The organism is Salinarimonas soli (genome assembly GCF_008386575.1).
Classification (GTDB): domain Bacteria; phylum Pseudomonadota; class Alphaproteobacteria; order Rhizobiales; family Beijerinckiaceae; genus Salinarimonas_A; species Salinarimonas_A soli.
In genome coordinates this window covers 62,338-87,812 of sequence record NZ_VUOA01000037.1, presented here as the reverse complement: position 1 = coordinate 87,812, position 25,475 = coordinate 62,338, and the positions used below count along the sequence as shown (strand labels likewise).

Below are 25,475 nucleotides of genomic sequence, written 5' to 3'. Positions count from 1 at the left end.
CCCGGCGTCAGTGGCGAAGGCCCGGCGCTTCCTGGCCCGTGCGGGCCACGTATTCGGTGTAGCCGCCGCCATACTGGAACACCCCCTCGGGCGTGACCTCCAGGACCCGGTTCGACAGGGCCGCGAGGAAGTGCCGGTCGTGGGAGACGAACAGCATCGTGCCCTCGTAGCGCTCGAGCGCCGCGATGAGCATCTCCTTCGTCGCCATGTCGAGGTGGTTCGTGGGCTCGTCGAGGACGAGGAAGTTCGGCGGGTCGTAGAGCATCTTGGCCATGACGAGACGCGCCTTCTCGCCTCCCGACAGGACGCGGCACCGCTTCTCGGCGTCGTCGCCGGAGAATCCGAAGCAGCCCGCAAGCGTGCGCAGGGAGCCCTGCCCCGCCTGCGGGAACGCATCCTCCAGCGTCTCGAACACCGTGCGGTCGCCCTCGAGCACCTCCATGGCGTGCTGGGCGAAATAGCCGAGCCGCACGCTGCCGCCCACCTTGACGGTGCCTGCATCGGGCTCGGCCGCCCCGGCGACGAGCTTCAGGAGCGTCGACTTGCCGGCGCCGTTGACGCCCATCACGCACCAGCGCTCCCGGCGGCGGGCCATGAAGTCCAGGCCCTCGTAGATGATCCGCTCGCCGTAGCGCTTGTGGACGCCCTTGAGGCTGACCACGTCGTCGCCCGAGCGCGGCGCGGGCGGGAAGTCGAACGAGACGGATTGGCGCCGCTTCGGGGGCTCCACCCGGTCGATCTTCTCCAGTTTCTTGACGCGGCTCTGCACCTGAGCCGCGTGTGACGCACGCGCCTTGAAGCGCTCGATGAACTTGATCTCCTTGGCGAGCATCGCCTGCTGGCGCTCGAATTGCGCCTGCTGCTGCTTCTCGTTGAGCGCGCGCTGCCCCTCGTAGAACTCGTAGCCGCCCGAATAGGTGGTGAGCGAGCCTCCGTCGATCTCGACGATCTTGTTCACGATCCGGTTCATGAAGGCCCGGTCGTGCGAGGTCATGAGGAGCGCGCCCTCGTAGCCCTTCAGGAACTCCTCGAGCCAGATGAGGCTCTCCAGGTCGAGGTGGTTGCTCGGCTCGTCGAGGAGCATCACGTCGGGACGCATGAGCAGGATGCGCCCGAGCGCGACGCGCATCTTCCAGCCGCCCGAGAGGGCCCCCACGTCGCCGTCCATCATCTCGTCGCTGAAGCCGAGCCCCGAGAGAACCTCCCGCGCCCGGCCGTCCAGAGAATAGCCGTCGAGCTCCTCGTAGCGCGCCTGCACCTCGCCGTAGCGCTCGATGATCCGGTCGAGATCGGAGGCCTGGTCGGGATCCGTCATGGCGGCCTCGAGCGCGCGTAGCTCCGCCGCGACCCCGCTCACGGGGCCGGCCCCGTCCATCACCTCGGTCACGGCGCTGCGGCCCGCCATGTCGCCGACGTCCTGGCTGAAATAGCCGATCGTGATCCCGCGGTCGGCGGAGACCTGCCCCTCGTCGGGCTGCTCCTCCTGCATGATCATCCGAAACAAGGTCGTCTTGCCCGCACCGTTGGGACCCACGAGGCCCGCCTTCTCACCCTTCTGGAGGGTCGCCGAAGCCTCGATGAAGAGGATGCGGTGGCTGTTCTGCTTGCTGACGTTCTCGACGCGGATCATGGACTTTTCGCCTGAGGGGAAGCGGGGGCCTTACCCCAAGCACCGCCCCCTGTCACGACCGCACGGCACCGGAGGCCCGGGGTCGCACCGCCCCGGCCCGCGGCCTCAGGCGAAGCGGTATTCCGTGACCTGGCGGTAGACCGCACCCGGCCGCAGGATCGTGGACGGGAAATGCGGCTGGTTGGGGCTGTCGGGCACGTGCTGCGGCTCAAGGCACAAGCCGGCGCAGGGCCCGTAGCGCTCGCCGTCGAGCCCTGGTACGGCCAAGTCGAGCTTGTAGCCGTCGTAGACCTGCATGGCCGGCTCCGTGGTCCAGACCTCAAGGGACAGGGGACCCGCCTGCGAGCGCACCCGTCCCGCGAAGGCGAGCGGACCGGCCGCGCCCGAGGGCTCGGCACCGTCCCGGCGCAGGAGCCAGTTGTCGTCGTAGCGATGCCGCTGGGCGCCCTCCTCCAGCCGGATGGGACGGGGAGCCCTGAAATCGTAGGGTGTGCCCGCGACGGACCGCACCTCCCCCGTCGGGACGTTGTCCGCGTCGAGGGGCGTGTAGAGATCGGCGGCGATCTCAAGCTCGTGGTCGAGGATCGTCGACCCGCCGTCGAGGTTGAAATAGGAGTGGTGGCACAGGTTGACGGGGGTCGCCCGGTCGGTCGTGGCCGTGAGCTCGATGCGCAGGGTCGTGCCCGCGAGCCGGTAGGTGCAGGTCACGTCGAGATTGCCCGGATAGCCGGCGTCCCCGTCGGGCGAGCGCAACGCGAGCGTCGCGGAGGTCTCGTCATGAGCTACCAGCGCCCAGGGGCGCTTCCCGAAGCCGTGACCGCCCCCGTGGAGCGAGGTGCGCCCGTTCTCGTTTCGCGGCAGCTCGTGCTCCACGCCGTCGAGCGTGAAGCGCCCGCCCCGGATCCGGTTGGCATACCGGCCCGCGATCGCGCCGAAATGCGGCGAGTGGCGCAGGTAGTCCTCCAGCGTGTTCAGCCCCAGCACCACGCGGCGGGGCCCGCGCGGCGTCGGGATCACGAGATCGCGCAGCACGGCACCCCAGGTGATCACGCCAGCGACAGCGCCAGACCCCGAGGTCAGGACCACCTCGTCGACGGGCTCGCCATCGACGCGACCGAAGCTCCGTCGCACCATTCCCTTCCCCGCTCCCGTAGCAGCGCTCTCAGGGGCAACCTTAGCGCCAGGGCTCCGGGCCGTCGACGGGCGCGCACCTCACCTTGTCTCCGAAGCGCCCCTCGCCTAGCCTCCCCCCACGACGGCGCTGGGAGCGCTCGCAGGGACACACCGATGCCGACCGTTCTCATCACCGGCTGCGACACGGGTCTCGGCGTCGAGTTCGCCCGGCAATACGCCGCCGACGGCTGGCGCGTGATCGCCACGTGCCGGTCGCCGGACAACGCGGACGCGACCCAGGCCATCGAGGGTGCCGTCGAGATCCGGCGCCTCGACGTGAGCGACCATGCGGCCGTGGAGGGGCTCGCCCGCGACCTCGACGGGACCGCGATCGACGTGCTCGTGAGCAATGCCGGCATTGCGCGCCCCCACCCGCCCTTTGGCGAGACCGACTACGCGTCGTGGCGGCGGATCCTCGAGGTGAACCTGATCGGGCCGATGAAGCTCGCCGAGACCTTCGTGGATCATGTGGCGCGAAGCGAGATGAAGGTGATGGCCTTCGTGTCGAGCCGCATGGGATCGATCGGCCTCAACCTCACGGGCGGCTCCTACGCCTACCGCTCCAGCAAGGCGGGGCTCAACGCCGTGGTGCGCAGCCTCGCGGTCGACCTCGGGCCACGCGGCGTCTGCTGCCTCGCGCTCCACCCCGGCTGGGCGAAGACCGAGGCCGGTGCCCGGGTCGAGGTGGAGACGAGCGTCGGCGGGATGCGGGGCGTGATCCACCGAGCGAGCCGGCATCACACGGGCACCTTCATGACCTACGACGACCAGCCCCTGCCCTGGTAGGGCGCGCCGCCAACGAGGATTCCGACATGAGCCACGAGATCGAGGTCGTGCGCCCCATGGGCAACCGACTCGGCGAGTCGCCCCTCTGGCATGGGCCAGAGCGGGCGCTCTACTGGGTCGACGTGCAGGCCCCGGCGATCCACCGGCTCGTCGAGGGCGGAGAGGTCGAGACCTGGCCCATGCCGAGGCTCGTGGGCTCGCTCGCCGTGCGGTCGCGGGGCGGGCTCGTCGCCGCGCTGAAGAACGGGTTCTGCACCGTGGACCTCGCGACGGGCGAGACCGCCTTCATCGTCGATCCCGAGCCCGAGCGGCCCGACAACGTCCTCAACGACGGCAAGTGCGACCGGCGCGGCCGCTTCTGGTGCGGCTCCCGCGACGGTGCCCTCAAGGACCCCAACGGGGCCCTCCATCGCCTCGACCCGGACCTGTCCTGCCGGAGCATGGACGAGGGCTTCATCGTCTCCAACGGCCTTGCATGGTCGCCGGACGACCGCACGATGTACTTCGCCGACAGCCGGGCCGAGACGGTGTTCGCCTACGATTTCGACGTCGACGACGGGGCGATCCGCAATCGTCGGGTGTTCTTCTCGACCCGCGAGATCGAGGGGCGCTGCGACGGCGCCACCGTGGACGCCGAGGGCTTCTATTGGTGCGCCCTGGTCCATGGCGGCGCGGTGGCGCGCTTCGATCCAGGGGGGCGCCTCGACCGGCTGATTCCGATGCCCGTGCGCCACCCGACGATGTGCACCTTCGGCGGCGAGAATCTGGACGTCCTGTACGTGACGAGCGCCACGTCCATGCTCACCGACGAGGAGCGCAAGGCGCAGCCCCTCGCGGGCTCTCTTTTCGCGATTCGAGGCCTTGGCGTGCGCGGCCTGCCCGAGACGCCGTTCGCCGGCTAGGCGTTGCCAGGGAGCCTGACACCGCTTGCAAAGGGTCGATTGACCGCCTCTATGAAAGCGCTACCATCGCGGCGTCTGGAGGAGCAGCCGTGGCAAGCCGCATGATGCGCAAGCGTTCGAGCATTGGCCGCGCCGCTGAAACCCCCACCGGCCGCCCGGCGGCGTTCGCGGGGGACCGCGCCTGATGCGCGCCGCCCGGCCCGGGTCAGCGGAAGCCGAGGCCGTCGATCTCGACGACGCGGTGCTCGCGGGCGGAGAGCTCGGCCGCGAGCCCGATCGCAACGGCCTTGAGCCCGTCCTCCAGGGTCACCTCCACGGGAGCCCCGTCGAGCACCGCCTCGCGGAACTTGCTGTGCTGGTAGAACGTCGAGCCGTGGTGGTCGCCCGCGCGCAGCAGCGTCTCGTCGACCTCGACCCTGCGCCGGGTCGGCCCCTTCGGCTCCCGCGGCGAGATCTCGATCTCCGAATGGCGCTCGCTGCCGCCGGGCCAGAACCGCGCCGGCCCCGGGACGAAGCACTCGACCCGGCCCCGGTCGCCCGTGGCCGCGATCTCCTCCTGCCAGTAGGCGCCCTCGGAGAACATGCACAGGTCGAGCATGGCCCGCGCGCCCGAGCGGAAGTCCACCGTCACGAAAGCGTTGTCGAGGATGTCGGGGGTCTCGCCGCCGTAGCGCTCGTCCCGGTGGTTCACGTCCATGGCGCCCGAGGCGTAGACGCGGACCGGCTCGTCGCGGGCCACAAGGCGCATGAGGTCGAAGAAGTGGCAGCACTTCTCGACGAGCGTCCCGCCCGTGCGGCGCGAGAAGCGGTTCCAGTCGCCGACCTTCGGCAGGAACGGGAAGCGGTGCTCCCGGATCGAGAGCATGCGCAGCGCCCCGACCGTGCCGGCGCGAACCTCCCGCAGCAGCTCCTGGACGGGCGGCATGTAGCGGTATTCCATCGCCACCCAGATCGGGGCGCGGTGGTCGCGAGCCGCCTTCGCCAGGGCCCCGACGTCCTCGATCGACGTGCAGATCGGCTTCTCGACGAGGATGCCGAGCGCCTTGGGCGCCTGGAACACGTCGTCGAGGATGCGCTTGTGTGTGTCGTTGGGGCTCGCGATGAGGACGACGTCGATCTCCCCGCGCTCCAGAAGATCGCGGTGGTCGGCGAAGACCGCCACGTCGCCGCCGACCGCGCGGGCGCTCTCGGCGCGCGAGCCCTCGTCGGGGTCCGACAGGGCCGTCACCACGGAGCCTGGGATGAGCGCGATGTTGCGCACGTGCTCGCGCCCCATCATCCCGGCACCGATGATCCCGTAACGCAGCGTCTCGCCCATGGTCCGTCCAGTCGCTCGATCCGGCGGCCCCGGCGGCCGCGTGCCTCGACGAGGCTGATGGGCGTCGAATTAACCGATCCGGCGCGCGGATTCGAGTGCGTTCTCGCATGTATCGTCCGTGCATGGGCTCAGGGCGGACGCACGCGGCGGCCTGAACACAGGAATCGCGCCGGTTTCGAGCCCACGCTTTTGACAGATGACCGCGGGCGCGGTCACTCTGAGGGCAGACAAGCAGCACCCGCTCAAGGGCGCGCGTGAGGAGGAAACGGATGGCCGGCATCGCGATCCGTCATGTCGAGAAGAGCTTCGGGCGCGCCCAGGTGATCCATGGGATCGACCTCGAGGTCCGCGACGGCGAGCTCGTCGTCCTGGTCGGGCCCTCAGGCTGCGGCAAGTCCACCCTGCTCCGCATGATCGCGGGGCTCGAGGGCGTGACCGGCGGCGAGATCGCCATCGGCGACACGGTCGTGAACGACCTGCCACCTCGCGCCCGGGACATCGCCATGGTGTTCCAGGACTACGCGCTCTACCCCCACAAGAGCGTCTACGACAACATGGCCTTCGGCCTTCGCATGCGCGGCTCGCCCAAGGCCGAGATCGACACGCGGGTGAACGAGGCCGCCGAGATCCTCCAGATCGGCCACCTCCTCGATCGGCGGCCGGGGCAGCTGTCGGGCGGCCAGCGCCAGCGCGTCGCCATGGGGCGGGCCATCGTGCGCCGCCCGAAGGTGTTCCTGTTCGACGAGCCGCTGTCCAACCTCGACGCCCAGCTGCGCGGGGAGGTCCGGGTCGAGATCAAGAAGCTGCACCAGCGCTTCGGCACCACGATCGTCTACGTCACGCACGACCAGGTCGAGGCCATGACGCTCGCCGACCGGATCGCCGTGCTGCGCGGGGGACGGCTGGAGCAGTTCGCCACACCCTACGACATCTACAATCGGCCCGCATCGCGCTTCGTCGCAAGCTTCATGGGCTCGCCCCCGATGACCGTCGTGCCGGCGGCGATCAGCGCGGACGGACACCACATCGCGCTCCAGGACGGTACGTCGCTTCCGATCCCCGAGGCACGCCGCCCCACGGTCCAGGCCGCGTCGGGACGCCCCGTCGCGCTCGGCCTCAGGCCCGAGCACGTGCGCCCGGGCGAGGCGCGCGACGCCGGCGACGTGGCGGTCGACGCGCGCGTCGAGGTGATCGAGCCCCTGGGTTCGGAGACCCTGACCTGGCTGACCATCGGCGGCCGGAGCATGACGGGGCGCTTTCCGCCCGAGCAGGCGGTGCAGCCCGGACAGACCGTGCGCGTCACCCTCGCGATGTCGCGCATGCACCTGTTCGACGGCGAGACGGGGGCGGCGATCGCCGCCTGAGGCGGCGCGCCGCCACGACACAAGAGAAAACGGGAGAGAACACGCCATGAAAGCACGCCTGATCGCGGCCTCGGTCGCAAGCCTCGTCCTCGTGGGCACGTCGAGCCTCGCGCTCGCGCAGCAGACCACCTTGCGCATCTTCACCGGCGGCCAGCAGCGGCCCGACGTCATGCGCCAGATCGTCGACGAGTACATGAAGGCCAACCCGAACGTGAAGGTCGAGGTCGAGGTCGGCGGCGCCACCTCGGAGCAGCAGCAGCAATATCTCAACACCGTGCTGGCCTCGCGCGACTCCTCCCTCGACGTGGTCCTCATCGACGTGATCCGCCCGGCCCAGTGGGCCGCCGCGAAATGGGCCGAGCCGCTCGATTCCTACCTCGGGGCCGACAAGGAGAAGGTGATGAGCCAGTACCTCCCGGCGTACCGGGAGGCCAACACCGTGAACGGGTCGGTGATCTCGCTGCCCTATTTCGCCGATGCGCAGTTCCTCTATTACCGCAAGGACCTGCTCGCGAAGCACAACGTCCAGCCGCCCAAGACCTGGGACGAGGTGAAGACCGCCGCGCAGGCCGTCATGAAGGGCGAGGGCAACGCGAACCTGCGCGGCTTCGAGACCGCCGGCGCGCCCATCGAGGGCACGGTGTGCACCTATACGGTCCCCCTCTGGGGCGCGGGCGGCACGGTGACGGACACGAACGGCAAGCTCGCGCTCTCGGCGGATCTCGCCAAAAAGCCCTTCGAGCTGTGGGGCTCGATGAAGCAGGCCGGCATCCTCCCGCCGAACATCGCCGAGATCCCGACGGACCGAATCCGTCAGAACTTCCAGGCCGGCAACCTCGTCTTCGGCATGACCTGGGGCTACGTCTGGAACCGGACGCAGCAGGATACCGACAGCCTCGTGAAGGACAAGGTCGGCGTGGTGCCGCTGCCCGGCTTCACGGCCGACAAGGCGGCGACCTGCATCGGCGGCTGGCAGCTCGCCGTGACGGCCTTCTCCAAGAATAAGGCGGAAGCCGTGAAGCTCGTGCGCTACCTGTCGAGCCCCGAGGTGTCGAAGCGCCAGGCCATTCTCGCCTCGCATCTGCCGGTCTTCCCGGACGTCTACAAGGACCCCGAGGTGCTCAAGGCCAACCCGTGGTTCGCCGAGGCGCTGCCCGTGGTGCAGACGGCCCGCTCCCGTCCCGTCACGCCGCGCTACAACGAAGTCTCGGAGGTGGTGCGCACCAACATGAACGCGTTCCTGGCCGGCACGAAGACCGAGGAATCCGCTCTCACCGAGATGCGCAACCGTCTCGGCACGATCCTGCGCTGAAGCCGGCGGGGCGGCGCCCATGCCGCCCCTCCCCCCTCCGGCCGCGGAGACCGCGATGAGCACCATCGAGAGCACGCTCGCCCCCGTGGCGCCCCCGAAGGCGCGCGCGAAGCCCGGTCTGTCGCCCATCGACCGCGACGAGCGGCGCCTGGGCTTCGCCCTGCTGGCACCCGCCTTCCTTCTTCTCTTCGGGGTCGTGGTCTACCCGATCGTCGATCTCGTGGTGACGAGCTTCCAGCTCAACAACCTGGCCCAGCCCTGGATGGGCACGCCCTTCGTCGGCCTGGAGAATTACGGCCGCGCGATGAGCGACGACCGGTTCTGGGAGGCGACGTTCCATACCGGGCTCTACGTCCTCGTCACGGTTCCCGGCGCGGTCGTCGTGGGCCTCGGCCTCGCGCTCCTCGCCAACCAGCCATTTCGGGTGAAGTGGCCCGTGCGCCTGGGCCTCCTCCTGCCCTGGGCGCTGCCGCTCGTCTTCGCCGGCCTCATCTTCCGCTGGTTCTTCGAGTACACCCAGGGGCTCGTGAACAACGCCCTTCTCATGGTGGGCCTGCCGGCGCAGGCCTGGCTCACGGATCCGACGCTGGCCTTCATCGCCATCTGCATCGCCATCGTCTGGAAGACGTCGAGCTTCGTGGCCCTCGTCCTCCTGGCGGGGCTCCAGACGATCCCTCGCTCGCTCTACGAGGCTGCGGAGATCGACGGAGCGGGCAAGCTCGCCCAGTTCTGGGAGATCACGCTGCCGATGCTGCGGCCGGCCATCGTCGTGGCCCTGATCTTCCGCACCATCACCGCGATCCAGACCTTCGACATCCCGTTCGCGATGACGAATGGCGGGCCCGGCAACTCCACCGAGACCCTCGCCATGTACATCCACAAGACGACGATCGACTTCCTCGATCTCGGCTACGGCTCGGCGCTCGCCGTCCTCATGTTCATCGTCTCGGCGATCCTGACCGCAGGCTATCTGCGCTACACGCGGCGCGACCCCAGCGCGAGGGGCCACTGACATGACGGCTCTCCCGAAGCCCAAGAGCATGGTCTGGCTCGCCGCCCTCGTCGTGGCGGCGAACGGATTCTTCCCGGCCCTGTGGGTCCTGTTCACCTCGTTCAAGACGGAGGCCGAGCTCATGCGGCTTCCGATCACGATCTGGCCGGCGAGCCCCACGCTCGACAACTATGTCCGCGTCTTCGTGGACCAGCCGATCCTCACCTTCCTGTTCAACTCGTTCATGGTGGCCCTACTCTCCACGGTTCTGTGCGTCACCGTCTCTGCCTGCGCGGCTTACGCGCTCGTGCGCCTGCGGGTGCCCATGCCGAACCTCATCCTGTCGGTGCTGCTCGCGGTGGCGATGTTCCCGCTGATCTCGCTGATGATCCCGCTCTTCCAGACCATGCGGGCCCTCAACCTCCTCAACACCTGGCCTGCGCTGATCCTGCCCTACGCGGTCCTGTCCATGCCGGTCTGCACGCTGGTGCTGATCTCGTTCTTCCAGGACATCCCGCGCGATCTCGAGAACGCCGCCATGATCGACGGATGCACCCGGCTCGGCGCGCTCTGGAACGTGGTCCTCCCCCTCACGGCGCCCGGCGTGTTCACGGCCGGCATCCTGGCCTTCGTGAACGCCTGGGACGAGTTCCTGCTTGCCCTCACGTTGAGCCCGCGCGTGGCGAGCCGAACCCTGCCGGTGGGCATCACGCTCTATCAGGGCGAGTTCTCGTTTCCCTGGCCGATCATCTCGGCGGCGCTCATCGTCGCGATCGTGCCGATCTCGATCCTGATCGCGGTGTTGCAGGAGCGGGTCGTGGGCGGGCTCACCCAAGGCGGCGTGAAGGGGTAAGCTCCCCTTTTACTTCGTGCGCGGGTCGAGGGCGTCGCGAAGCCCGTCGCCGAGGATGTTGAAGGCGAGCACCGTCACGAAGATCGCGAGCCCGGGGAAGACGGCCATCCACGGCGCCTGGCTTAAGAACCGCTGCGCCGTGTTGAGCATGGAGCCCCAGGAGGGCGCGGGCGGCTGCTGGCCGAGGCCGAGAAACGACAGGCTCGCCTCCGCGATGACGGCCGTCGCAATGGTGAGGGTCACCTGCACGATGAGGGGCGGCATCACGTTGGGCAGGATGTGGCGCAGCGCGATCCGCCAATGCGGATTGCCGACAGCCCGCGCGGCCTCGACGTAGTCCTCCGCCCGCACCGCGAGCACCTGGCCGCGGGTGAGGCGCAGGAAGATCGGTGTCGCCGTGATGCCGATGGCGATCATCGCGTTGGTGAGGCTCGGGCCGAGGAACGCCGCGAGCGCGATGGCGAGGATGAGGAAGGGCACCGCCAGCATGGCGTCCGTCAGCCGGCTGAGGAGCGCGTCCGTCCAGCCGCCGAGATACCCGGCCGCGAGCCCCAGCGGCACGCCGATGCCGAGCGCGATTCCCACCGAGATGATGCCCGCCGAGAGCGAAGCCCGCGCGCCGTAGATCACCCGCGAGAGGATGTCCCGCCCCACCTCGTCGGAGCCGAACCAGTTCGCGGCGGAGGGCGCCTTGCGCACGGCCCGCCAGCTCTGCTGGATGGGATCGTAGGGTGCGATCCATGGCGCGAGGAGCGCTGCCAGGATCATGACGGCGATCACGGCGAGCGCCACCATCGCGGCCGGACGGCGCCGGAGACGGCGCCAGGCACGGCGGCGCGGGCTCTCGATGACGAGCGTCTGGTTCGCAGGGGCGAGGGCGGGGGCCGGAACGGTCACGGCGCTCATGCGCGAAGCCTCGGGTTGACGAGGATGTAGCCGATGTCGGCCAGGAGGTTGAGGGCGATGTAGGTCGTCGCGGTCACGAGCACGACGCCCTGGACGACGGCGTAGTCGCGGTTGAACACGGCATCGACGATGAGCTTGCCGAAGCCCGGGATCGAGAAGATCTGCTCGGTGAGCACCGCGCCCGAGAGGAGCGTGCCGAACTCCAGCGCGCCGAGGGTGATCACGGGGGTGAGCGCGTTGCGCATGGCGTGCTTGAGCACGACGGAGCCCTCGGACAGCCCCTTCGCCCGGGCGGTGCGCACGTAATCGCTGTCGAGAGCCTGGATCATGGCGGAGCGCGTATGGCGCATGATGACGCCCGCGATGCTGTTGCCCAGCACGAAGGCCGGCATGATCGTGGTGGCGAGGCTCTGGCGCCAATCCTCGAAGGGGCTGACATAGCCCGAGGCGGGCAGCCAGCCGAGCTCCACGGCGAAGAACAGGATCATCATGATCCCGAGCCAGAAGTTCGGCGTCGAGATGCCGGCAAGCCCGACGACGTTCACCAGATGGTCGAGGGTGCGGCCGCGATAGACGGCCGAGAGGATGCCCAGCGTCACGCCGAGCACCAGGGCCACGATCATCGACATGACGGCGAGCTGGAGCGTGACGGGCAGCTTCTGGCGCACGAGGTCGAGCACCGGCTCCTTCAGCCGCATGGATTCGCCGAGATCGCCCGACAGAACGCCGCGCACCCAGTGCAGGTACTGGACCGGAATCGGCTGATCGAGGCGGTATTGCCGGCGGATCTGCTCGATGACGACGGGATCGCGCTCCTCGCCCGCCATCACGAGCGCGGGATCGCCCGGCAGGAGGTGCTGCAGCCCGAAGATCAGGACCGACACGAAGAACAAGGTCGGCACGAGCTGGGTCAGGCGCTTGCTGATGACGGTGAGCACGGGCGGGCCCTCGTTGGGCTCCCGGCGCCGGGGCGCCGGGAGCGGCGCGGATCAGTTCATCTTGAGGCCGACCACCCGCACCATGCCGTCGGGAAGCAGCGTGAACCCCTTCAGCTTGTTGGTGTGCGCGATCAGCATGGCGCGGTGGTAGAGGTAGATCACCGAGCCGTCCTTGAGCCACACGTCCGCCACCTTGTCGTACGCCGCCTTGCGCCCCTCCCGCGTGGTTGCAGTGCGCGACTCCTCCAGGGCCTGGTCGAGATCAGGCGAGGAGAACTTGCCGTAGTTCAGGGGGCCATTGGTCTTGGCGAAGGAGTAGATGTTTCCGTCCGGGTCCGGGCGGCCCGACCAGGCGAGCATGAAGGCCTGATAGCGGCCTTGCTCGGCCTCCGACAGGCCGGTAGCGAACTCCACCACCCGGATCTTCATGTCGAAGCCCGCCTCGGCCGCCATGGCCTGGATCACCTCGGCCACCTGCCGGGTCTCCGGGTTGTTCGGGACCATGAAATCGATTGCCAGCGACGCCTTCACGCCCGCCTCGGCGAGAAGCTTCTTGGCCGCCGCTACGTCGCGACCCGGCACGGGGTTGCGCTTGTCGTACCAGGCGTTGTCCGGCGCGACCCATTGGTTGGCGGGCGTGAACAGGCCGTTGAACGTCACCTGGTTGATCGCATCGCGGTCGATCGCGAGCTCCAGGGCCCGGCGCACCTTGGCGCTCTGGCCGAGCGGGTTCTTCGCCGCGTCGCCGTTGGCGACGTTGAGCGTCATGCCCTGGTAGCCGAGCTCCGTCACGCTCTGGAGCGTGAGGTTCCGGTCCTTCTTGATCTCCGGCACGTCGGTGGCGAGCGGACGCTCGATCAGGTCGAGCTGGCCGGCCTTCAGGTTTGCCAAGCGCACGGTCGAGTCCGCGATCGGGCGGTACACGATGCGGTCGATCGAGACTTTGTCCTTGTCCCAGTAGTCGGCGAAGCGCTCGACGACGATGCGGTCCTGCTGGACGCGCTCGACGAAGCGGTAGGGTCCCGCGCACACGGGAGCGGCGCCGAACCGGTCGCCCGCCGCCTCAGCCGCCTTCGGCGAGACCATCATGCCCGCGCGGTCGGTGAGCGTCGCGAGAAGGGGCGCGAACGGCGCCTTGAGCTTCAGCCTCACGGTCGTAGGGTCGACCACCTCGATCGCGTCGACGACCGAGAGCTCGCTACGCCTGAACGAGCCCTGCATGCCCAGATGCCGGTCGAGCGAGAACTTCACGGCCTTGGCGTCCATAGGCTCGCCGTCGTGGAAGCGCACGTTCGGCCGCAGCTTGATCGTGACCTCGCGCCCGTCCGCGGAGGTCTCGTGCGACAGGGCGAGCTGCGGGACGATGTTGAGCTTCGCGTCGATGTCGAAGAGCTTGTCGCAGATCGAGGCGAACACGATACGGCCCACATAGGTACGGGCCAGGGTCGGATCGAGGACGTCCGGATCCTCCGCGAGCCCGATGCGCAAGGTGCTTTGGGCCGACGCGTGCGTCGGCGCCAAGCCGAGGGCCGCGATGGCGATCGCCCCGGCGGCAAGGATGCTTCTCATGGTCAGACCCTCTCCCGTGTTGCACGGCTTGCGCCGTCGGCCGTTCCCCTATTCCGCCGCGGCCGGCCGGGCCGCTGCGGGTGTGCGCTCGCCGGTGAAGGCGTCGAACAGGCGTTGAAGGCGCGGGTCGACGGGCTCCTCGCGGGGGAGCAAAAGCGAACCGTCGGGCAGGTCGCGCCAGAAGTGGCAGGCGGCCCGGCCCTCGTACAAGGGCGGGCGTTCCCCGGCGCAGATCTCCTGCGCATGGGGACAGCGGGTGTGCAGGTGGCAGCCGGACGGCGGCGCCAGCGGGCTCGGCACGTCCCCCTCGATGAGCCGCCGCTCCCGGCGGGCATGCGGCGAGGGCGCCGGGATCGCCGACAGAAGGGCCCGTGTGTAGGGGTGCCGCGGATCGTCGAAGACCTGCTCCGCCGTTCCGGTCTCGACGATGCGCCCGAGATACATCACCGCGATACGGTCCGCGATGTGGCGCACGACGCCGAGATCGTGGGAGATGAAGATGTAGGCAAGCCCCAGCCGCTCCCGGAGATCCTTCAGGAGGTTCAGGATCTGCGCGCGGATCGACACGTCGAGGGCCGAGACGGGCTCGTCGCAGATGATCACCTTGGGCTCGACGGCGAGCGCCCGAGCGATCACGATCCGCTGCCGCTGCCCGCCGGAGAACTCGTGGGGGAAGCGCGCCGCATAGGCCGGGCGCAGGCCCACCTGCTCGAGCAGCTGCGCCACCCGGGCCGAACGCTCGCGCGCCGGGACGATCCGGTGCAGCATCAGCGGCTCGGCCAGGATCTCGCCGACCGTCATGCGCGGGTTGAGCGAGGCGAACGGGTCCTGGAAGATGATCTGCGCCTTGCGCCGTAGAGGCCGCATCGCGCTCTCGCTCAGGCCCGTCACGTCCTCGCCGTCGAGGACGATGCGTCCTTCCGTGGGCTCCAGCAGCCGCATGGCGAGGCGGCCGAGGGTCGATTTCCCGCAGCCGGACTCGCCCACCAGCGCCAGCGTCTCGCCCGGCATGAGCGCGAACGAGACCCCGTCGACGGCCCTGACGCTGGCGAGCGGCCGGCCGAGCCAGCTGCGCTTCGCCACGAAGTGCTTCACGACGTTGTCGACCTGGAGGACGGGAGCGCTCATGCGGCCAGCGCTTCCAGGGGCGCGCGCCAGCAGCGAGAGAGGCGTCCGGGCGCGACTGGGGCCAGCGGCGGCAGCTCGGCGCAGCGATCGATCCGGAAGGGGCAACGGGCCGCGAAGCGGCAACCCGAGGGCGGGGCGCTCATGTCCGGCACGGCGCCCTCGATGGCCGAGAGCCGGTCGCGCCGCTCGTCGAAGCGCGGCAGGGCGCCGAGCAGGCCGACGGTATAGGGGTGCTGCGGGAAGGCGAAGAGGTCCCCGACGGAGGCGCGCTCGACCACCTGGCCGGCATACATCACCACCACCTCGTCGCAGACCTCCGCGACGACGCCTAGATCGTGCGTGATGAGGACGATGGCCGCGCCCGTCTCCTCCCGCAGGCCCCGCATCAGTTCGAGGATCTGCGCCTGGATCGTGACGTCGAGCGCCGTGGTGGGCTCGTCGGCGATGAGGAGGCCGGGGTCGCAGGCGAGCGCCATCGCGATCATCACGCGCTGGCGCATGCCGCCGGAGAGGCGGTGCGGGTAGTCGTCGAAGCGCTGCTCGGGAGTCGGGATGCGCACCCGGCGCAGCATCTCGATGGCGCGCTCCCGGGCCGCCGCCCGCGACATCGAGCGGTGGCGCAGCAGCACCTCCATGATCTGGTCGCCCACCGTGTAGGATGGGTTGAGCGAGGTCATGGGCTCCTGGAAGATCATGGCGAGCCGGTCGCCGCGCAGGTCGCGCATGGTCCGCTCGGAGGCCGCGAGCAGGTCTTGCCCGTCGAACACGACGCGTCCCGAGACCCTCGCCCCGGCCTTCGGCAGCAGGCCCATGACGGCGAGCGACGTGACGCTCTTGCCGCAGCCCGATTCCCCGACGATCCCGAGGGTGCGCCCGCGATGGACCGAGAAGCCGACCCCGTCGACGGCGCGGGTGCGCCGCCCGTCCGGCCCCTCGAAGGTGACCGCGAGGTCCTCGACCTCCAGGACGACGTCCGCGGGCGCGTCCGTCATGGTCCCCCCTCCGTGGCCGCCGCGATCGCCTGCGCGATTTCGCGGTCGATCCGGGCGCGATCGGTGATGCCGGCTGGGTTCTCGCGCGTGGGCAGGAAGCGGCGGAAGTGCGCCCAGCGATCGCGAGAGACCACCTCAAGGCGGGCGAGCTCGGCGAGCGGGTCGGCGTGATCGTCGACCCTGAGGTCGAGATCGGAATAGTCCTGGCCCGAATAGACGATGAGCACCGCCGATTGCCGGCCGCGCTTGTCGCCCCCCTCCGCCTCGCCCGCCGCCATGGCCGCGATCAGCCGACGCGCGAATGGAAGGTCCGCGCGGGTCTCGAAGGTACGGATCGTCTGCGTCACCACGCTTGGCCCCACGAGCATGTTGCCGGCGACCGAGCAGTTCTCGCCGACGGCCCAGCCGCACCAGGGCACGCACTCAGCGCCGGTATGACCCGCCGCCGCGCCGGTCGCATCCATGACGTGGAGCTGGCGGCTCTCGCGCCCCTCGTCGGCGCTGACGAGCCGGTTCACGACCTCGCGGGCGCCCATGCCCCCCGCGAGAAGCCCGAGGCCGTCGGGCCCATAGAGCGGGTTGACGAGCGCCTGCGTCGCGAGCGCTCCGGCGCCGGGCTTCAGGAACGGCACACGGGCGCCCAGAGCGAAGAAGCGGCTCGCGGCAGCGATGCCGAGCTCGCCGGTTCCGGGGTCGCGGGCGATGATCGACCAGGTCATCGAGCGCCCTCCGGCCCGCGACGGGCGGCGATCCGCCCGGCTCTCGCCAGCATCCCCGATACGACCGAACCAGCCATGTGCGGCCCCCTCAATAACCGACCGCTTGACCGTCCTTGCGCGGGTCGGAGCCCGCCACGTAGCCGCCTGGGACGCGGCAGATGAGCTGCGCGCCGCCGAACCCGTAGCTCGCGTCCGGCGACTCGACGCCGACCTCGTGGCCCATCTCGGCGAGGGCCGACAGGGTCCCCTCCCCCATCGCGGGCTCGATCGCGACCTTGAGCCCGCTCGTGACCCGCCAGCGCGGCGCGTCGACGGCCGTCTGAGGGTCCTGGTCCCACATCTGCGTGCGCAGCACCATCTGGACGTGGCCCTGCGCCTGCATCGGGCCGCCCATCACGCCAAAGCTCATCAGGGGCTCGGCGCCCCGCATGAGGAAGCCCGGGATGATGGTGTGGAACGGGCGCTTGCGCGGCCCGACCTGGTTGGGGTGCCCGGCCCGCGTGGTGAAGCCGAGGCCGCGGTTCTGGAGCGAGATTCCCGTGCCCGGCACGACGACGCCGGAGCCGAAGCCGGCATAGTTCGACTGGATGTAGGAGATCATCATGCCGCTCTCGTCGGCGGCCGTAAGGTAGACCGTGCCGCCCAGGCGCGGCGCCCCGGAGCCGAAATCCTGCGCCCGGCTCATGTCGACGAGGCGCGCCCGGGAGGCGAGGTACGTGTCGCTGAGAAGGTGGTCCACCCGCACGTCGGTCATGTAGCGCAGGTCCGAGACGAAGGCGTCGACATCGCGGAAGGCGAGCTTCATCGCCTCAATCTGCAGGTGCAGCGCCTGGGGGCTTTCGGGCGCGTGGTCGTGAATCGGGAGATGGCGCAGGATGCCGAGCGCCATGCAGGCGGCGATGCCCTGTCCGTTCGGCGGGATCTCGTGCAGCGCGATATTGTCGAAGTCGGTCGCGATCGTGCCGCACCAGTCGTTCGTGTGCTCGGCGAGATCGGCCATGGTGAGGGCCGCGTCGTGCTTGCGGGCGAAATCCACGATCCGCTCGGCGAGCGAGCCCCGGTAGAACGCCTCGCCCCGGCTCTCCGCAATGGCCCGCAGGCTCGCCCCGATCGGCTTGTTGACGAAGAGCTCGCCTGCCCGCGGCGCGCGGCCATTCGGCAGGAAACATTCCGCGAAGCCCGGATGGTGGCCCAGCAGGTCGCCGCCCCGTCGCCACATCTCGGCGATGATCGGCGAGACGCAGAAGCCTCGCTCGGCGATGCCGATCGCGGGTTCGAACAGGGTCTCGAACGGGAGGCGCCCGAAGCGCTTCGACAGGTCGACCCAGGCGCTCACCGCGCCCGGCACCGTGACGCTCTCCCAGCCCCGATCAGGCATCTTGTCGCCCGGGAAGCGCTCAGGCGTCCAGGCGGCCGGGGAGCGGCCGGAGGCGTTGAGGCCGTGGAGCTCGCGCCCGTCCCAGAGGATCGCGAACGCATCGCTGCCCAGCCCATTGCCGGTCGGCTCGACGATGGTGAGGACCATGGCGGCGGCGAGCGCCGCGTCGACCGCGTTGCCGCCCCGCGCGAGCATGCTCAGCCCCGCCTGCGCGGCGAGCGGCTGCGAGGTCGCGACCATGTTGCGGGCGAAGACCGGCGAGCGGCGGGAGGCGTACGGGGTCGCGTGGGTGAAGTTCAAGCATCCCTCCCGCTGCTGTCGGCCCATTCGGCTCGGCGAACCATAAGCGATTGGTTCGCAGCCTCCGACGGCCCTAGATCGTCAGGTTATGGCGCGAGTTCCCTTTCGTAAAGACCGTTCCTCGCCGAAAGTGCGGGCGTCCCCTGCCACTCGAGAGAGCAGTCGCACCGTCAAGCCGGTGGCGCGGCGGCGCAAGCCGTGTACCATTGAAGCGATTGGTTCATTCGAGTGCCCATGACCGAGCTCCACCAGATCGAGGATCGTTCGCCTCCCCGACCCAATTCTCCCGGGGACACGACGCTTGCCGCCCTTCGCGAGCGGCTTGCGGCCGGGGAGTTCGTCGACGGGGACCGGGTCCAACCCGAGCGGGCGATCGCCGAAGCCATGGGGGTCGGTCGCCGGGCCGTTCGCCGAGCCCTCGACGTACTCGCGGCCGAGGGGCGAGTCTGGCGCCGTCAGGGCCAGGGCACCTTTCTTCAGGCGCCACGGGCGGTGCTGAGGCGGGGCGTGGCCCCGCTTGTGAGCCCGGCCGAAACGATGGAGGTGCGCATCGAGATCGAGCCCGTGCTCGCGCGGTTCGCCGCGCTGCGCGCCGCGCCTTTCGAACTGGAGCGGATCCGGGAGGCGGCCGCGCGGTGCTCGGCGGCCCGCGACGACGCGGATTACGAGCGATGGGACGGTGCCTTTCATCGCGGGATCGCGCAGGCGGCCCGCAACACCCTCTTCCTGGCGGTCTTCGACACGATCAGCGACCTGCGGGCCGACCCGACCTGGCTTCGCTTGCGCGAGGGCCGCTCGATCGATCAGCGGGACCGCGTCGCGGCCGAGCATCTCGCGATCAGCGGGGCCCTCCAACGCCGCGATCCTGCCGCCGCGGCGGACGCGATGCGCAGGCACCTCGTCGCGGTCGCGGGAACGATGGGAGCGCCCGCGCACGGCGCGTGAAAAGGGGATCTCGGGCGATCCGCGGCCAGCTCCGCGGCCTATTTCGTCGAGCCGAAGGCGGCCATGAACGTGTCGAGCGCCGCCTCGACGGTCGCCTCCATCTCGGCGGCCGTGGGCGGCCCACCTGCCCCGAACAGCACGCGCCGCAGCACCGGCGAAGCGCACAGGCCGATGAACTGCTCGGCGGCGATCGACGTGTCCTTGATCCGCAGGCGCCCCGCCGCGACCTGGCGGTCGAGGTAGACCCGAAGCCGGCTGACGCCCTCGCGAGGGCCGGCCTCGTAGAACATCTCGCCGAGGCGCGGAAACTTCTCCGCCGCCCCGATAACCATCCGAACCGCTGAGACGTGCTCGGGCCGCACGAGCATGGCCAGATAGCTGTGGCCCAGGCGCCGGAGCACGTCGCGCACATCCGGGTTGCCGTCGTCGAGGATGAAGAGCACCTCCGCGAGGCTCGCCCGCTCCTCCAGCGTCAGAGCCTCGAACAGGGCGTCCTTCGAATCGAAATAGACGTAGAGCGTTCCCTTGGAGACGCCGGCCGCCCGGGCGATCTCACCCATGCTGGCGCCGTCGAACCCCTGGGCGAGGAACACGCGCCGCGCGCCCTCAATGATCTGCCTCCGCTTCGCGCTGTCGACCGCCGCAGGCGCCGGGGCCTCCTTGATCGCGCTGTCCGTGCTCATGGAACCTTTTCGACCTCCCGCAATTGACCGAACGGTTCGATCAACATATATCCTGTCCATCGGACACCAGGGCGTCAACCCCACGCTCAGTTTTGACCGAACGGTTCGGTAAACCCTTCAGGCGAAGATCATGGCTGACGAGCAACATATCAAGACCCGTGCCGCCGAGACGGGCAGCCCGGCGCCGGGCGGTGCCGAGCGCAGCACCATGCCGACGGTGGCGGAGCGGCGCGAGATGCCGTCGGGACCGGCCGCGCCCGTGAAGGGCAAGCGTCCCCTCAGGCGGGCCGTGCTGCTCGCGGTGCTCCTGGGCGGCGTCGGGTTCGGGGGATACGAGGCCTATGGCTACTGGACCAACGGCCGCTTCATGGTCTCGACGGACGACGCCTACGTCCAGGCGGACATCACCGTGCTGTCGGCCAAGGTCTCAGGCTACGTCGCCGAGGTGCCGGTCGAGAACAACCAGGCGGTCAAGGCAGGCGACGTGATCGCGCGGATTGACGCCGGCGACTACCGCCTCGCGGTGCGGGCCGCTCGCGACAAGCTCGCGACGCAGCAGGCCGCGATCGAGCGTCTTGCCCGCCAAGCCGATGCCGGGCGGGCCGGGGTGCAGCAGGCCATGGCCCAGCTCGACGCCGCGCGGGCGGACGCCGAGCGGGCCGCGGGCGAGCTCCAGCGCCAAAGCCAGCTCGGCCAGTCCGGCTACAGCACCGCGGCCCGTCTCGAGCAGGTGCGGGCCGATCAGCAGCGTAGCGCGGCGACCGTTGCCGGCGCCGAAGCGGCGCTCGCAGCCGCGCACGCCAACGTGGACGTGCTCACCGCCCAGGGTGCCGAGGCGGAGCGTGTCGCGGCCGAGTACAAGACGGCCGTCGACCGGGCCGAACGCGACCTCTCGTTCACGGAGATTCGCGCTCCCGTGGACGGCGTGGTCGGCAACCGCGCCGTCGAGGTCGGTTCCTACGTGCAGCCCGGCGCAAGGCTCGCCGCCGTCGTCCCGCTCACGACCGTCCATATTGACGCGAATTTCAAGGAGACCCAGATGGGCTCCTTGCATCCGGGCCAGCGGGTCCGCCTGGAGATCGACGCCCTGCCCGGCCGCGAGATCGAGGGCCGCGTCGAGAGCGTGGCACCAGCCTCCGGCTCCGTCTTCAGCCTGCTGCCGCCCGAGAACGCCACGGGCAACTTTACGAAGATCGTCCAGCGCGTCCCCGTGCGCATCGCGATTCCCGACGATGTGGCCAACGAGCGCCTGCTGCGGCCTGGCCTGTCGGCGGTGGTGCGGGTGGATTCCCGCGACGCGGGCTCGGCGGAGGCTGCGGCGCCGCGCCGGGCGGTGGCACAGGCGCCTGCCTCGACCCAGACCGACGCGACGGACGGTCCGCCGGTCGCCCGCAAGCACAAGCCCTGATCCCGGGGCGGAGCCCGCCTCCGCCCCTGCCGCCCCCTTCGGATCGAACGAACGCGACCATGGCCTCCACCGCCGCCCTCCACACGCCCCTTCGGCCCGCCGCTCCGGCGGTTGCCCAGCCGGCCGGTTTCGACCGGCGCCGGCTGATCGCGTTCATCTGCATGGTGTTCGGGATGTTCATGGCGATCCTGGACATCCAGATCGTCTCGGCGTCGCTCTCCGAGATCCAGGCCGGCCTCGGCGCCTCCGCCGACGAGATCTCGTGGGTGCAGACGAGCTACCTCATCGCCGAGGTGATCATGATCCCGCTCTCGGGCACGCTCTCGCGCGTGCTCTCGACGCGGGTCATGTTCTCGCTCTCGGCGGCGGGGTTCACGCTCATGAGCCTCATGTGCGCGACCTCGACCTCGATCGAGCAGATGATCATCTGGCGCGCCCTCCAGGGCTTCATCGGCGGCGGCATGATCCCCACCGTGTTCGCATCCGCCTTCACGATCTTCCCGCCGGAGAAGCGCCCCGTCGTCTCACCGATCATCGGGCTCGTCGCCACGCTGGCGCCCACCATCGGCCCGACGGTCGGCGGCTATCTCACCGACCTGTTCTCGTGGCACTGGCTGTTCCTCGTGAACATCGTGCCCGGCATCATCGTGGCGGCCTCGACCTGGTTCCTCGTCGACTTCGACAAGCCGAACCTGCCCTTGTTCCGCACGTTCGACTGGTGGGGGCTCGGCGCGATGGCCGCGTTCCTGGGCTGCCTCGAGTTCGTCCTCGAAGAAGGCCCGTCGAACGACTGGTTCTCGGACGAGGCCGTCCTCCTCGCGGCCGTGGTGTGCGTGACGGGCGCCGTCGCGTTCTTCTGGCGGGCGCTCACGGCCGAGAACCCGATCGTGGACCTGCGCGCCTTCGCCAACCGCAACTTCGCGGCGGGCTGCGCCTTTAGCTTCGTCATGGGCATCGGCCTCTACGGCCTGACCTATCTGTACCCCCTCTATCTCGGCCGCGTGCGGGGCTATTCGGCGCTCCAGATCGGCGAGACGATGTTCGTCACGGGCGTCTGCATGTTCTTCATGGCGCCGGTGGCCGGCCGCCTGTCGGCCAAGCTCGACCCCCGCGTCATGATGGCGATCGGCTTCACGGGCTTCGCCGTCGGCACCTGGTGGTTCACGGGGGTGACGAAGGACTGGGATTTCCACGAGCTGCTCATCCCGCAGATCTGCCGCGGCGTCTCGCTGATGCTGTGCATGGTGCCGATCAACAACATCGCGCTGGGCACGCTCCCCCCGGAGCGGCTGAAGAACGCTTCGGGCCTGTACAACCTCACCCGCAACCTCGGCGGCGCCGTGGGGCTGGCGCTCATCAACACGCTGCTCAACGACCGTTGGGACCTGCACATCGCCCGCCTGCACGAGAGCGTGCGATGGGGACGTTCGGTCTCGAACGAGCGACTGGCGGCGATGACGCTCCGCTTCCACGACCTCGGCTCGGATGCCGGACAGGCTGCGATAAAGTCCTTGTCGAACATCGTGCGCCGCGAGGCCCTGGTGATGTCCTTCGCGGACGTCTTCCTGATCCTCACGATCCTGTTCGTCGCGATGGCTTGCGCCACGCCGCTCATCAAGCGCCCGCGCAATGCAGGCGGAGGCGGCGGTCACTGAGGGCTTCGCGGTCAGCGCTGAATGAGGTTCCAGAGCATGCGCACGAGCGCCGCCCACTCGTCGCTCACCTCGGCCATGATCGCACCACGAAACATGGAAAGATCGAGACCGGCCATGATCAGGGCTGCGGAATAGATAAGCTTCGCCATGGCTTTCACCTCCGCGCTCTTGATAGCAGCCCGCGCTGGCAACTGCATCCGCAAGATTGCGCCCGGCACGCGCGGCCGCCCCGTCCAGCCCCGCCTGTGACCTTGTGCCCGGGAACGAAGGCACGTTCGGCCGGTTGGCCACGCCGATGGATCAGACCGTGGCCGTAGACAGCGCCCATCCGGCGCTTGCATGCCGTCCCCCGTCGCAGGCCGCCTCCGAGGGCTTACGATGAGGATTGAAGACTATGCCCTGATCGGCGATTGCGAGACCGTCGCCCTGGTCGGGCGGAACGGCTCAATCGACTGGCTATGCTGGCCGCGTTTCGACTCCGATGCGGCCTTCGCCGCCCTGCTCGGGCGGGAGGAGCACGGCCGCTGGCTCCTGGCCCCGCGCGAACCCGTCGTCCGGTCGACCCGCGCCTACCGCGACGACACGCTCGTCCTGGAGACCCGCTTCGAGACCGCCGAGGGCGCGGTCACGCTCGTCGACTTCATGCCGCCGCGCGGACAGAGCCCCGACGTGGTGCGGCTGGTTCGCGGCGAGCACGGGCGGGTCGCCATGCGCATGGAGCTCGTGATCCGGTTCGGCTACGGCGCCGACGTCCCGTGGGTCACCCGGCTGCCGGACGGCGCGCTGCGAGCGGTCGCCGGCCCGGACATGACCGTGCTGCGCACGCCCGTGGAGCTCCGCGGCGAGGACCTGAAGACGGTGGCCGATTTCACGGTAGAGGCCGGGGAGGTGGTGCCCTTCGTCCTGAGCTATGGCGCCTCGCACGGTCCCCTTCCCCGCCCGATCGACGTTGCAACCGCGCTCGACGAGACGGAGCGATTCTGGCGAGGATGGGTCGCGCAGTCGGACGAGGTCATGGGTGACGCGGCGGAGCTGCCGCCGGCTTGGTCGACGGCCGTTCGCCGGTCCTTGATGGTGCTCAAAGCCCTGACCTACGCGCCGACGGGCGGCATCGTGGCCGCCGCGACCACGTCGCTTCCGGAGGCGATTGGCGGCGTGAGAAACTGGGATTATCGCTTCTGCTGGCTGCGCGACGCGACCCTGTCCCTTCTGGCGCTCATGAACGCCGGCTATTACCAGGAGGCCCGTGCGTGGCGGGACTGGCTCGTGCGGGCGATCGCGGGAAGCCCGGACCAGATGCGGATCATGTATGGCCTGGCCGGCGAGCGGCGCCTGACCGAATGGACCGCTGACTGGCTCCCCGGCTACGAGGGATCCGCTCCCGTGCGCATCGGCAACGCCGCCCACAGTCAGCGCCAGCTCGACGTCTACGGGCAGGTCATGGACGCGCTGCACCAGGCGCGCTGCGGCGGCCTGCCGGAGGACGAGCGCTCCTGGGCAATCCAGCGCGCGATGCTGAACCACCTCTCCGGGATCTGGCGCGAGCCCGACCAGGGCATCTGGGAGGTTCGCGGCGAGCCGCAGCACTTCGTGCATTCCAAGGTCATGGCCTGGGTGGCCTTCGACCGCGGGATCCGCAGCGCCGAGGCCTTCGGGCTCGACGCGCCGGTGGACGACTGGCGCCGCGAGCGCGACGCAATCCACGAGCAGGTCTGCGCCCGCGGCTACGATCCCGTCGGCGGAACCTTCGTGAGGTCCTATGGAGCGAGCGGCCTCGATGCGAGCCTCCTCCTTCTCCCCGCCGTCGGTTTCCTGACCGCCGGCGACCCTCGCATCCGGGGCACCGTCGAGGCGGTGGAGGAACGTCTGTGCCGGGACGGGCTGCTCCTGCGCTACGACACCCAGGAGAGCGCCGACGGGCTCCCTGTGGGCGAGGGTGCGTTCCTGGCCTGCAGCTTCTGGCTTGTCGATGCCTATCGTCAGCTCGGCCGCATCGAGGATGCGCGCGCGCTGTTCGATCGTCTGGTCGGTCTGTGCAACGACGTGGGCCTGCTCTCGGAGGAGTACGACGCCCGTGCCGGCCGCCTCCTGGGCAACATGCCCCAAGCGTTCTCGCACGTGGCCCTGATCATCTCGGCTCTCAATCTCAGCCGCGGCGTGAAGCCGGCCGAGCAAAGGTCGTACCAGCCCCTCCCGTGAGAACGGCCGTTCAAGATCGACGCCGCGTTGAGTGCGGAATACTGGTTCTCGCCGATGCTGAGTTCGGTCGGCCGCGCCGAATACCAGCGCTACATTGGGGCGAAAGGCGGCACGAGATCGACGATCACGCGAGCGGCGTCCAGGTTCGCCGGCCCAGGCCCGGTGCGGACGCGGACCTCGAACCGCTTACCCCGTCGGCCGGGCTCAATCCGCGGCTCTGACGAAAACGGCTTCACAGGAGCTCGCTTCAGTTCGGCTCGCCGGATGATGCCGAGAAGCCAACGCCCGAGCCGGCATCGCGCAAAGATCACGAAGGTTTCGCGTCA

Annotated in this window: 22 protein-coding genes; 10 read left to right on the top strand and 12 right to left on the bottom strand. The window is 69.6% G+C overall.

Annotated elements, in window-relative coordinates; translation table 11 throughout:
* Positions 1-7: 7 nt before the first annotated feature.
* Together F0L46_RS20915 and F0L46_RS20910 are read right to left on the bottom strand one after the other, a co-directional pair.
* Positions 8-1,630, bottom strand: a complete 1,623-nt coding sequence (locus tag F0L46_RS20915) for an ABC-F family ATP-binding cassette domain-containing protein (RefSeq protein ID WP_149821216.1) — start codon at positions 1,628-1,630, stop codon at positions 8-10.
* 105 nt (positions 1,631-1,735) lie between these two features.
* The gene (locus tag F0L46_RS20910; protein WP_149821214.1) at positions 1,736-2,764 is read right to left on the bottom strand and encodes an aldose epimerase family protein; all 1,029 of its coding nucleotides are present in this window, start codon (positions 2,762-2,764) and stop codon (positions 1,736-1,738) included.
* 153 nt (positions 2,765-2,917) lie between these two features.
* Here F0L46_RS20910 and F0L46_RS20905 point away from each other — a divergent pair, with 153 nt between their 5' ends.
* Both F0L46_RS20905 and F0L46_RS20900 read left to right on the top strand, forming a co-directional pair.
* Positions 2,918-3,589, top strand: coding sequence for an SDR family oxidoreductase (locus F0L46_RS20905; protein WP_149821212.1), 672 nt, complete (start codon positions 2,918-2,920; stop codon positions 3,587-3,589).
* A gap of 26 nt (positions 3,590-3,615) precedes the next feature.
* Positions 3,616-4,491: an SMP-30/gluconolactonase/LRE family protein gene (locus F0L46_RS20900; protein ID WP_149821210.1), complete on the top strand. Its 876-nt coding sequence runs from the start codon at positions 3,616-3,618 to the stop codon at positions 4,489-4,491.
* A gap of 205 nt (positions 4,492-4,696) precedes the next feature.
* Here the strand turns inward: F0L46_RS20900 and F0L46_RS20895 are convergent, their stop codons facing one another.
* Positions 4,697-5,809, bottom strand: coding sequence for a Gfo/Idh/MocA family protein (locus F0L46_RS20895; protein WP_149821208.1), 1,113 nt, complete (start codon positions 5,807-5,809; stop codon positions 4,697-4,699).
* Positions 5,810-6,078: 269 nt separating this feature from the next.
* On the opposite strand from F0L46_RS20895, the gene F0L46_RS20890 reads away from it, so the two are divergent.
* Genes F0L46_RS20890 through F0L46_RS20875 form a run of 4 tightly spaced genes read left to right on the top strand, consistent with a single transcriptional unit; the run spans position 6,079 to position 10,329 of the window.
* Positions 6,079-7,173 carry an ABC transporter ATP-binding protein gene (locus tag F0L46_RS20890; RefSeq protein ID WP_149821206.1) on the top strand — a complete coding sequence of 365 codons (1,095 nt, stop codon included), beginning with the start codon at positions 6,079-6,081 and terminating at the stop codon, positions 7,171-7,173.
* Between the two features lie 46 nt (positions 7,174-7,219).
* On the top strand, positions 7,220-8,485 hold the full coding sequence (locus F0L46_RS20885) for an ABC transporter substrate-binding protein (protein WP_149821204.1): 1,266 nt from the start codon (positions 7,220-7,222) through the stop codon (positions 8,483-8,485).
* Between the two features lie 55 nt (positions 8,486-8,540).
* On the top strand, positions 8,541-9,497 hold the full coding sequence (locus F0L46_RS20880) for a carbohydrate ABC transporter permease (RefSeq protein WP_149821202.1): 957 nt from the start codon (positions 8,541-8,543) through the stop codon (positions 9,495-9,497).
* Between the two features lies 1 nt (position 9,498).
* Positions 9,499-10,329, top strand: coding sequence for a carbohydrate ABC transporter permease (locus F0L46_RS20875; RefSeq protein WP_149821200.1), 831 nt, complete (start codon positions 9,499-9,501; stop codon positions 10,327-10,329).
* Between the two features lie 9 nt (positions 10,330-10,338).
* Here the strand turns inward: F0L46_RS20875 and F0L46_RS20870 are convergent, their stop codons facing one another.
* The 7 genes from F0L46_RS20870 to F0L46_RS20840 all read right to left on the bottom strand — a co-directional run bounded on the left by F0L46_RS20870 (position 10,339) and on the right by F0L46_RS20840 (position 18,286).
* Positions 10,339-11,235, bottom strand: a complete 897-nt coding sequence (locus F0L46_RS20870) for an ABC transporter permease (protein ID WP_149821198.1) — start codon at positions 11,233-11,235, stop codon at positions 10,339-10,341.
* A complete protein-coding gene (locus tag F0L46_RS20865; RefSeq protein WP_149821196.1) occupies positions 11,232-12,173 on the bottom strand; it encodes an ABC transporter permease in 942 nt (313 codons plus the stop codon). Before F0L46_RS20865 ends, F0L46_RS20870 begins: the two co-directional genes overlap by 4 nt.
* A gap of 51 nt (positions 12,174-12,224) precedes the next feature.
* A complete protein-coding gene (locus F0L46_RS20860) occupies positions 12,225-13,742 on the bottom strand; it encodes an ABC transporter substrate-binding protein (protein ID WP_149821194.1) in 1,518 nt (505 codons plus the stop codon).
* 48 nt (positions 13,743-13,790) lie between these two features.
* Complete coding sequence (locus tag F0L46_RS20855) at positions 13,791-14,870, bottom strand: ABC transporter ATP-binding protein (protein ID WP_149821192.1); 1,080 nt, start codon at positions 14,868-14,870, stop codon at positions 13,791-13,793.
* Positions 14,867-15,862: an ABC transporter ATP-binding protein gene (locus tag F0L46_RS20850; RefSeq protein WP_149821190.1), complete on the bottom strand. Its 996-nt coding sequence runs from the start codon at positions 15,860-15,862 to the stop codon at positions 14,867-14,869. The genes F0L46_RS20855 and F0L46_RS20850 overlap by 4 nt, the downstream gene beginning before the upstream one ends.
* Positions 15,859-16,581, bottom strand: coding sequence for a DUF1028 domain-containing protein (locus F0L46_RS20845; RefSeq protein WP_149821188.1), 723 nt, complete (start codon positions 16,579-16,581; stop codon positions 15,859-15,861). The genes F0L46_RS20850 and F0L46_RS20845 overlap by 4 nt, the downstream gene beginning before the upstream one ends.
* An 88-nt stretch (positions 16,582-16,669) precedes the next feature.
* Positions 16,670-18,286 (bottom strand): gamma-glutamyltransferase family protein, encoded by a 1,617-nt coding sequence (locus F0L46_RS20840; RefSeq protein WP_149821186.1) that lies wholly within the window; start codon positions 18,284-18,286, stop codon positions 16,670-16,672.
* Between the two features lie 207 nt (positions 18,287-18,493).
* Between F0L46_RS20840 and F0L46_RS20835 the strand changes: the two genes are divergently transcribed.
* Positions 18,494-19,204 (top strand): FadR/GntR family transcriptional regulator, encoded by a 711-nt coding sequence (locus F0L46_RS20835; RefSeq protein WP_149821184.1) that lies wholly within the window; start codon positions 18,494-18,496, stop codon positions 19,202-19,204.
* A 38-nt stretch (positions 19,205-19,242) separates the two neighbouring features.
* On the opposite strand, the gene F0L46_RS20830 is transcribed toward F0L46_RS20835, so the two are convergent.
* Positions 19,243-19,887 carry a TetR/AcrR family transcriptional regulator gene (locus F0L46_RS20830; protein ID WP_149821182.1) on the bottom strand — a complete coding sequence of 215 codons (645 nt, stop codon included), beginning with the start codon at positions 19,885-19,887 and terminating at the stop codon, positions 19,243-19,245.
* Positions 19,888-20,017: 130 nt separating this feature from the next.
* Here F0L46_RS20830 and F0L46_RS20825 point away from each other — a divergent pair, with 130 nt between their 5' ends.
* On the top strand, positions 20,018-21,295 hold the full coding sequence (locus F0L46_RS20825; protein ID WP_188312068.1) for an HlyD family secretion protein: 1,278 nt from the start codon (positions 20,018-20,020) through the stop codon (positions 21,293-21,295).
* Between the two features lie 59 nt (positions 21,296-21,354).
* The gene (locus F0L46_RS20820) at positions 21,355-22,950 is read left to right on the top strand and encodes a DHA2 family efflux MFS transporter permease subunit (RefSeq protein ID WP_149821180.1); all 1,596 of its coding nucleotides are present in this window, start codon (positions 21,355-21,357) and stop codon (positions 22,948-22,950) included.
* Between the two features lie 11 nt (positions 22,951-22,961).
* On the opposite strand, the gene F0L46_RS26300 is transcribed toward F0L46_RS20820, so the two are convergent.
* Positions 22,962-23,099 carry a hypothetical protein gene (locus F0L46_RS26300; RefSeq protein WP_188312067.1) on the bottom strand — a complete coding sequence of 46 codons (138 nt, stop codon included), beginning with the start codon at positions 23,097-23,099 and terminating at the stop codon, positions 22,962-22,964.
* 229 nt (positions 23,100-23,328) lie between these two features.
* Between F0L46_RS26300 and F0L46_RS20815 the strand changes: the two genes are divergently transcribed.
* Complete coding sequence (locus F0L46_RS20815; protein ID WP_240540086.1) at positions 23,329-25,149, top strand: glycoside hydrolase family 15 protein; 1,821 nt, start codon at positions 23,329-23,331, stop codon at positions 25,147-25,149.
* Positions 25,150-25,475 lie beyond the last annotated feature (326 nt).

Bases quoted from the DNA above. Each gene is read 5' to 3' on its own strand.
- F0L46_RS20860 (WP_149821194.1), bottom strand. From the start codon at position 13,742: ATGAGAAGCATCCTTGCCGCCGGGGCGATCGCCATCGCGGCCCTCGGC.
- F0L46_RS20875 (WP_149821200.1), top strand. From the start codon at position 9,499: ATGACGGCTCTCCCGAAGCCCAAGAGCATGGTCTGGCTCGCCGCCCTC.
- F0L46_RS20880 (WP_149821202.1), top strand. From the start codon at position 8,541: ATGAGCACCATCGAGAGCACGCTCGCCCCCGTGGCGCCCCCGAAGGCG.
- F0L46_RS20895 (WP_149821208.1), bottom strand. From the start codon at position 5,809: ATGGGCGAGACGCTGCGTTACGGGATCATCGGTGCCGGGATGATGGGG.
- F0L46_RS20840 (WP_149821186.1), bottom strand. From the start codon at position 18,286: ATGGGCCGACAGCAGCGGGAGGGATGCTTGAACTTCACCCACGCGACC.
- F0L46_RS20885 (WP_149821204.1), top strand. From the start codon at position 7,220: ATGAAAGCACGCCTGATCGCGGCCTCGGTCGCAAGCCTCGTCCTCGTG.
- F0L46_RS20890 (WP_149821206.1), top strand. From the start codon at position 6,079: ATGGCCGGCATCGCGATCCGTCATGTCGAGAAGAGCTTCGGGCGCGCC.
- F0L46_RS20915 (WP_149821216.1), bottom strand. From the start codon at position 1,630: ATGATCCGCGTCGAGAACGTCAGCAAGCAGAACAGCCACCGCATCCTC.
- F0L46_RS20900 (WP_149821210.1), top strand. From the start codon at position 3,616: ATGAGCCACGAGATCGAGGTCGTGCGCCCCATGGGCAACCGACTCGGC.
- F0L46_RS20815 (WP_240540086.1), top strand. From the start codon at position 23,329: ATGAGGATTGAAGACTATGCCCTGATCGGCGATTGCGAGACCGTCGCC.
- F0L46_RS20820 (WP_149821180.1), top strand. From the start codon at position 21,355: ATGGCCTCCACCGCCGCCCTCCACACGCCCCTTCGGCCCGCCGCTCCG.
- F0L46_RS26300 (WP_188312067.1), bottom strand. From the start codon at position 23,099: ATGGCGAAGCTTATCTATTCCGCAGCCCTGATCATGGCCGGTCTCGAT.
- F0L46_RS20910 (WP_149821214.1), bottom strand. From the start codon at position 2,764: ATGGTGCGACGGAGCTTCGGTCGCGTCGATGGCGAGCCCGTCGACGAG.
- F0L46_RS20905 (WP_149821212.1), top strand. From the start codon at position 2,918: ATGCCGACCGTTCTCATCACCGGCTGCGACACGGGTCTCGGCGTCGAG.
- F0L46_RS20825 (WP_188312068.1), top strand. From the start codon at position 20,018: ATGGCTGACGAGCAACATATCAAGACCCGTGCCGCCGAGACGGGCAGC.
- F0L46_RS20855 (WP_149821192.1), bottom strand. From the start codon at position 14,870: ATGAGCGCTCCCGTCCTCCAGGTCGACAACGTCGTGAAGCACTTCGTG.
- F0L46_RS20850 (WP_149821190.1), bottom strand. From the start codon at position 15,862: ATGACGGACGCGCCCGCGGACGTCGTCCTGGAGGTCGAGGACCTCGCG.
- F0L46_RS20830 (WP_149821182.1), bottom strand. From the start codon at position 19,887: ATGAGCACGGACAGCGCGATCAAGGAGGCCCCGGCGCCTGCGGCGGTC.
- F0L46_RS20835 (WP_149821184.1), top strand. From the start codon at position 18,494: ATGACCGAGCTCCACCAGATCGAGGATCGTTCGCCTCCCCGACCCAAT.
- F0L46_RS20870 (WP_149821198.1), bottom strand. From the start codon at position 11,235: ATGAGCGCCGTGACCGTTCCGGCCCCCGCCCTCGCCCCTGCGAACCAG.
- F0L46_RS20845 (WP_149821188.1), bottom strand. From the start codon at position 16,581: ATGACCTGGTCGATCATCGCCCGCGACCCCGGAACCGGCGAGCTCGGC.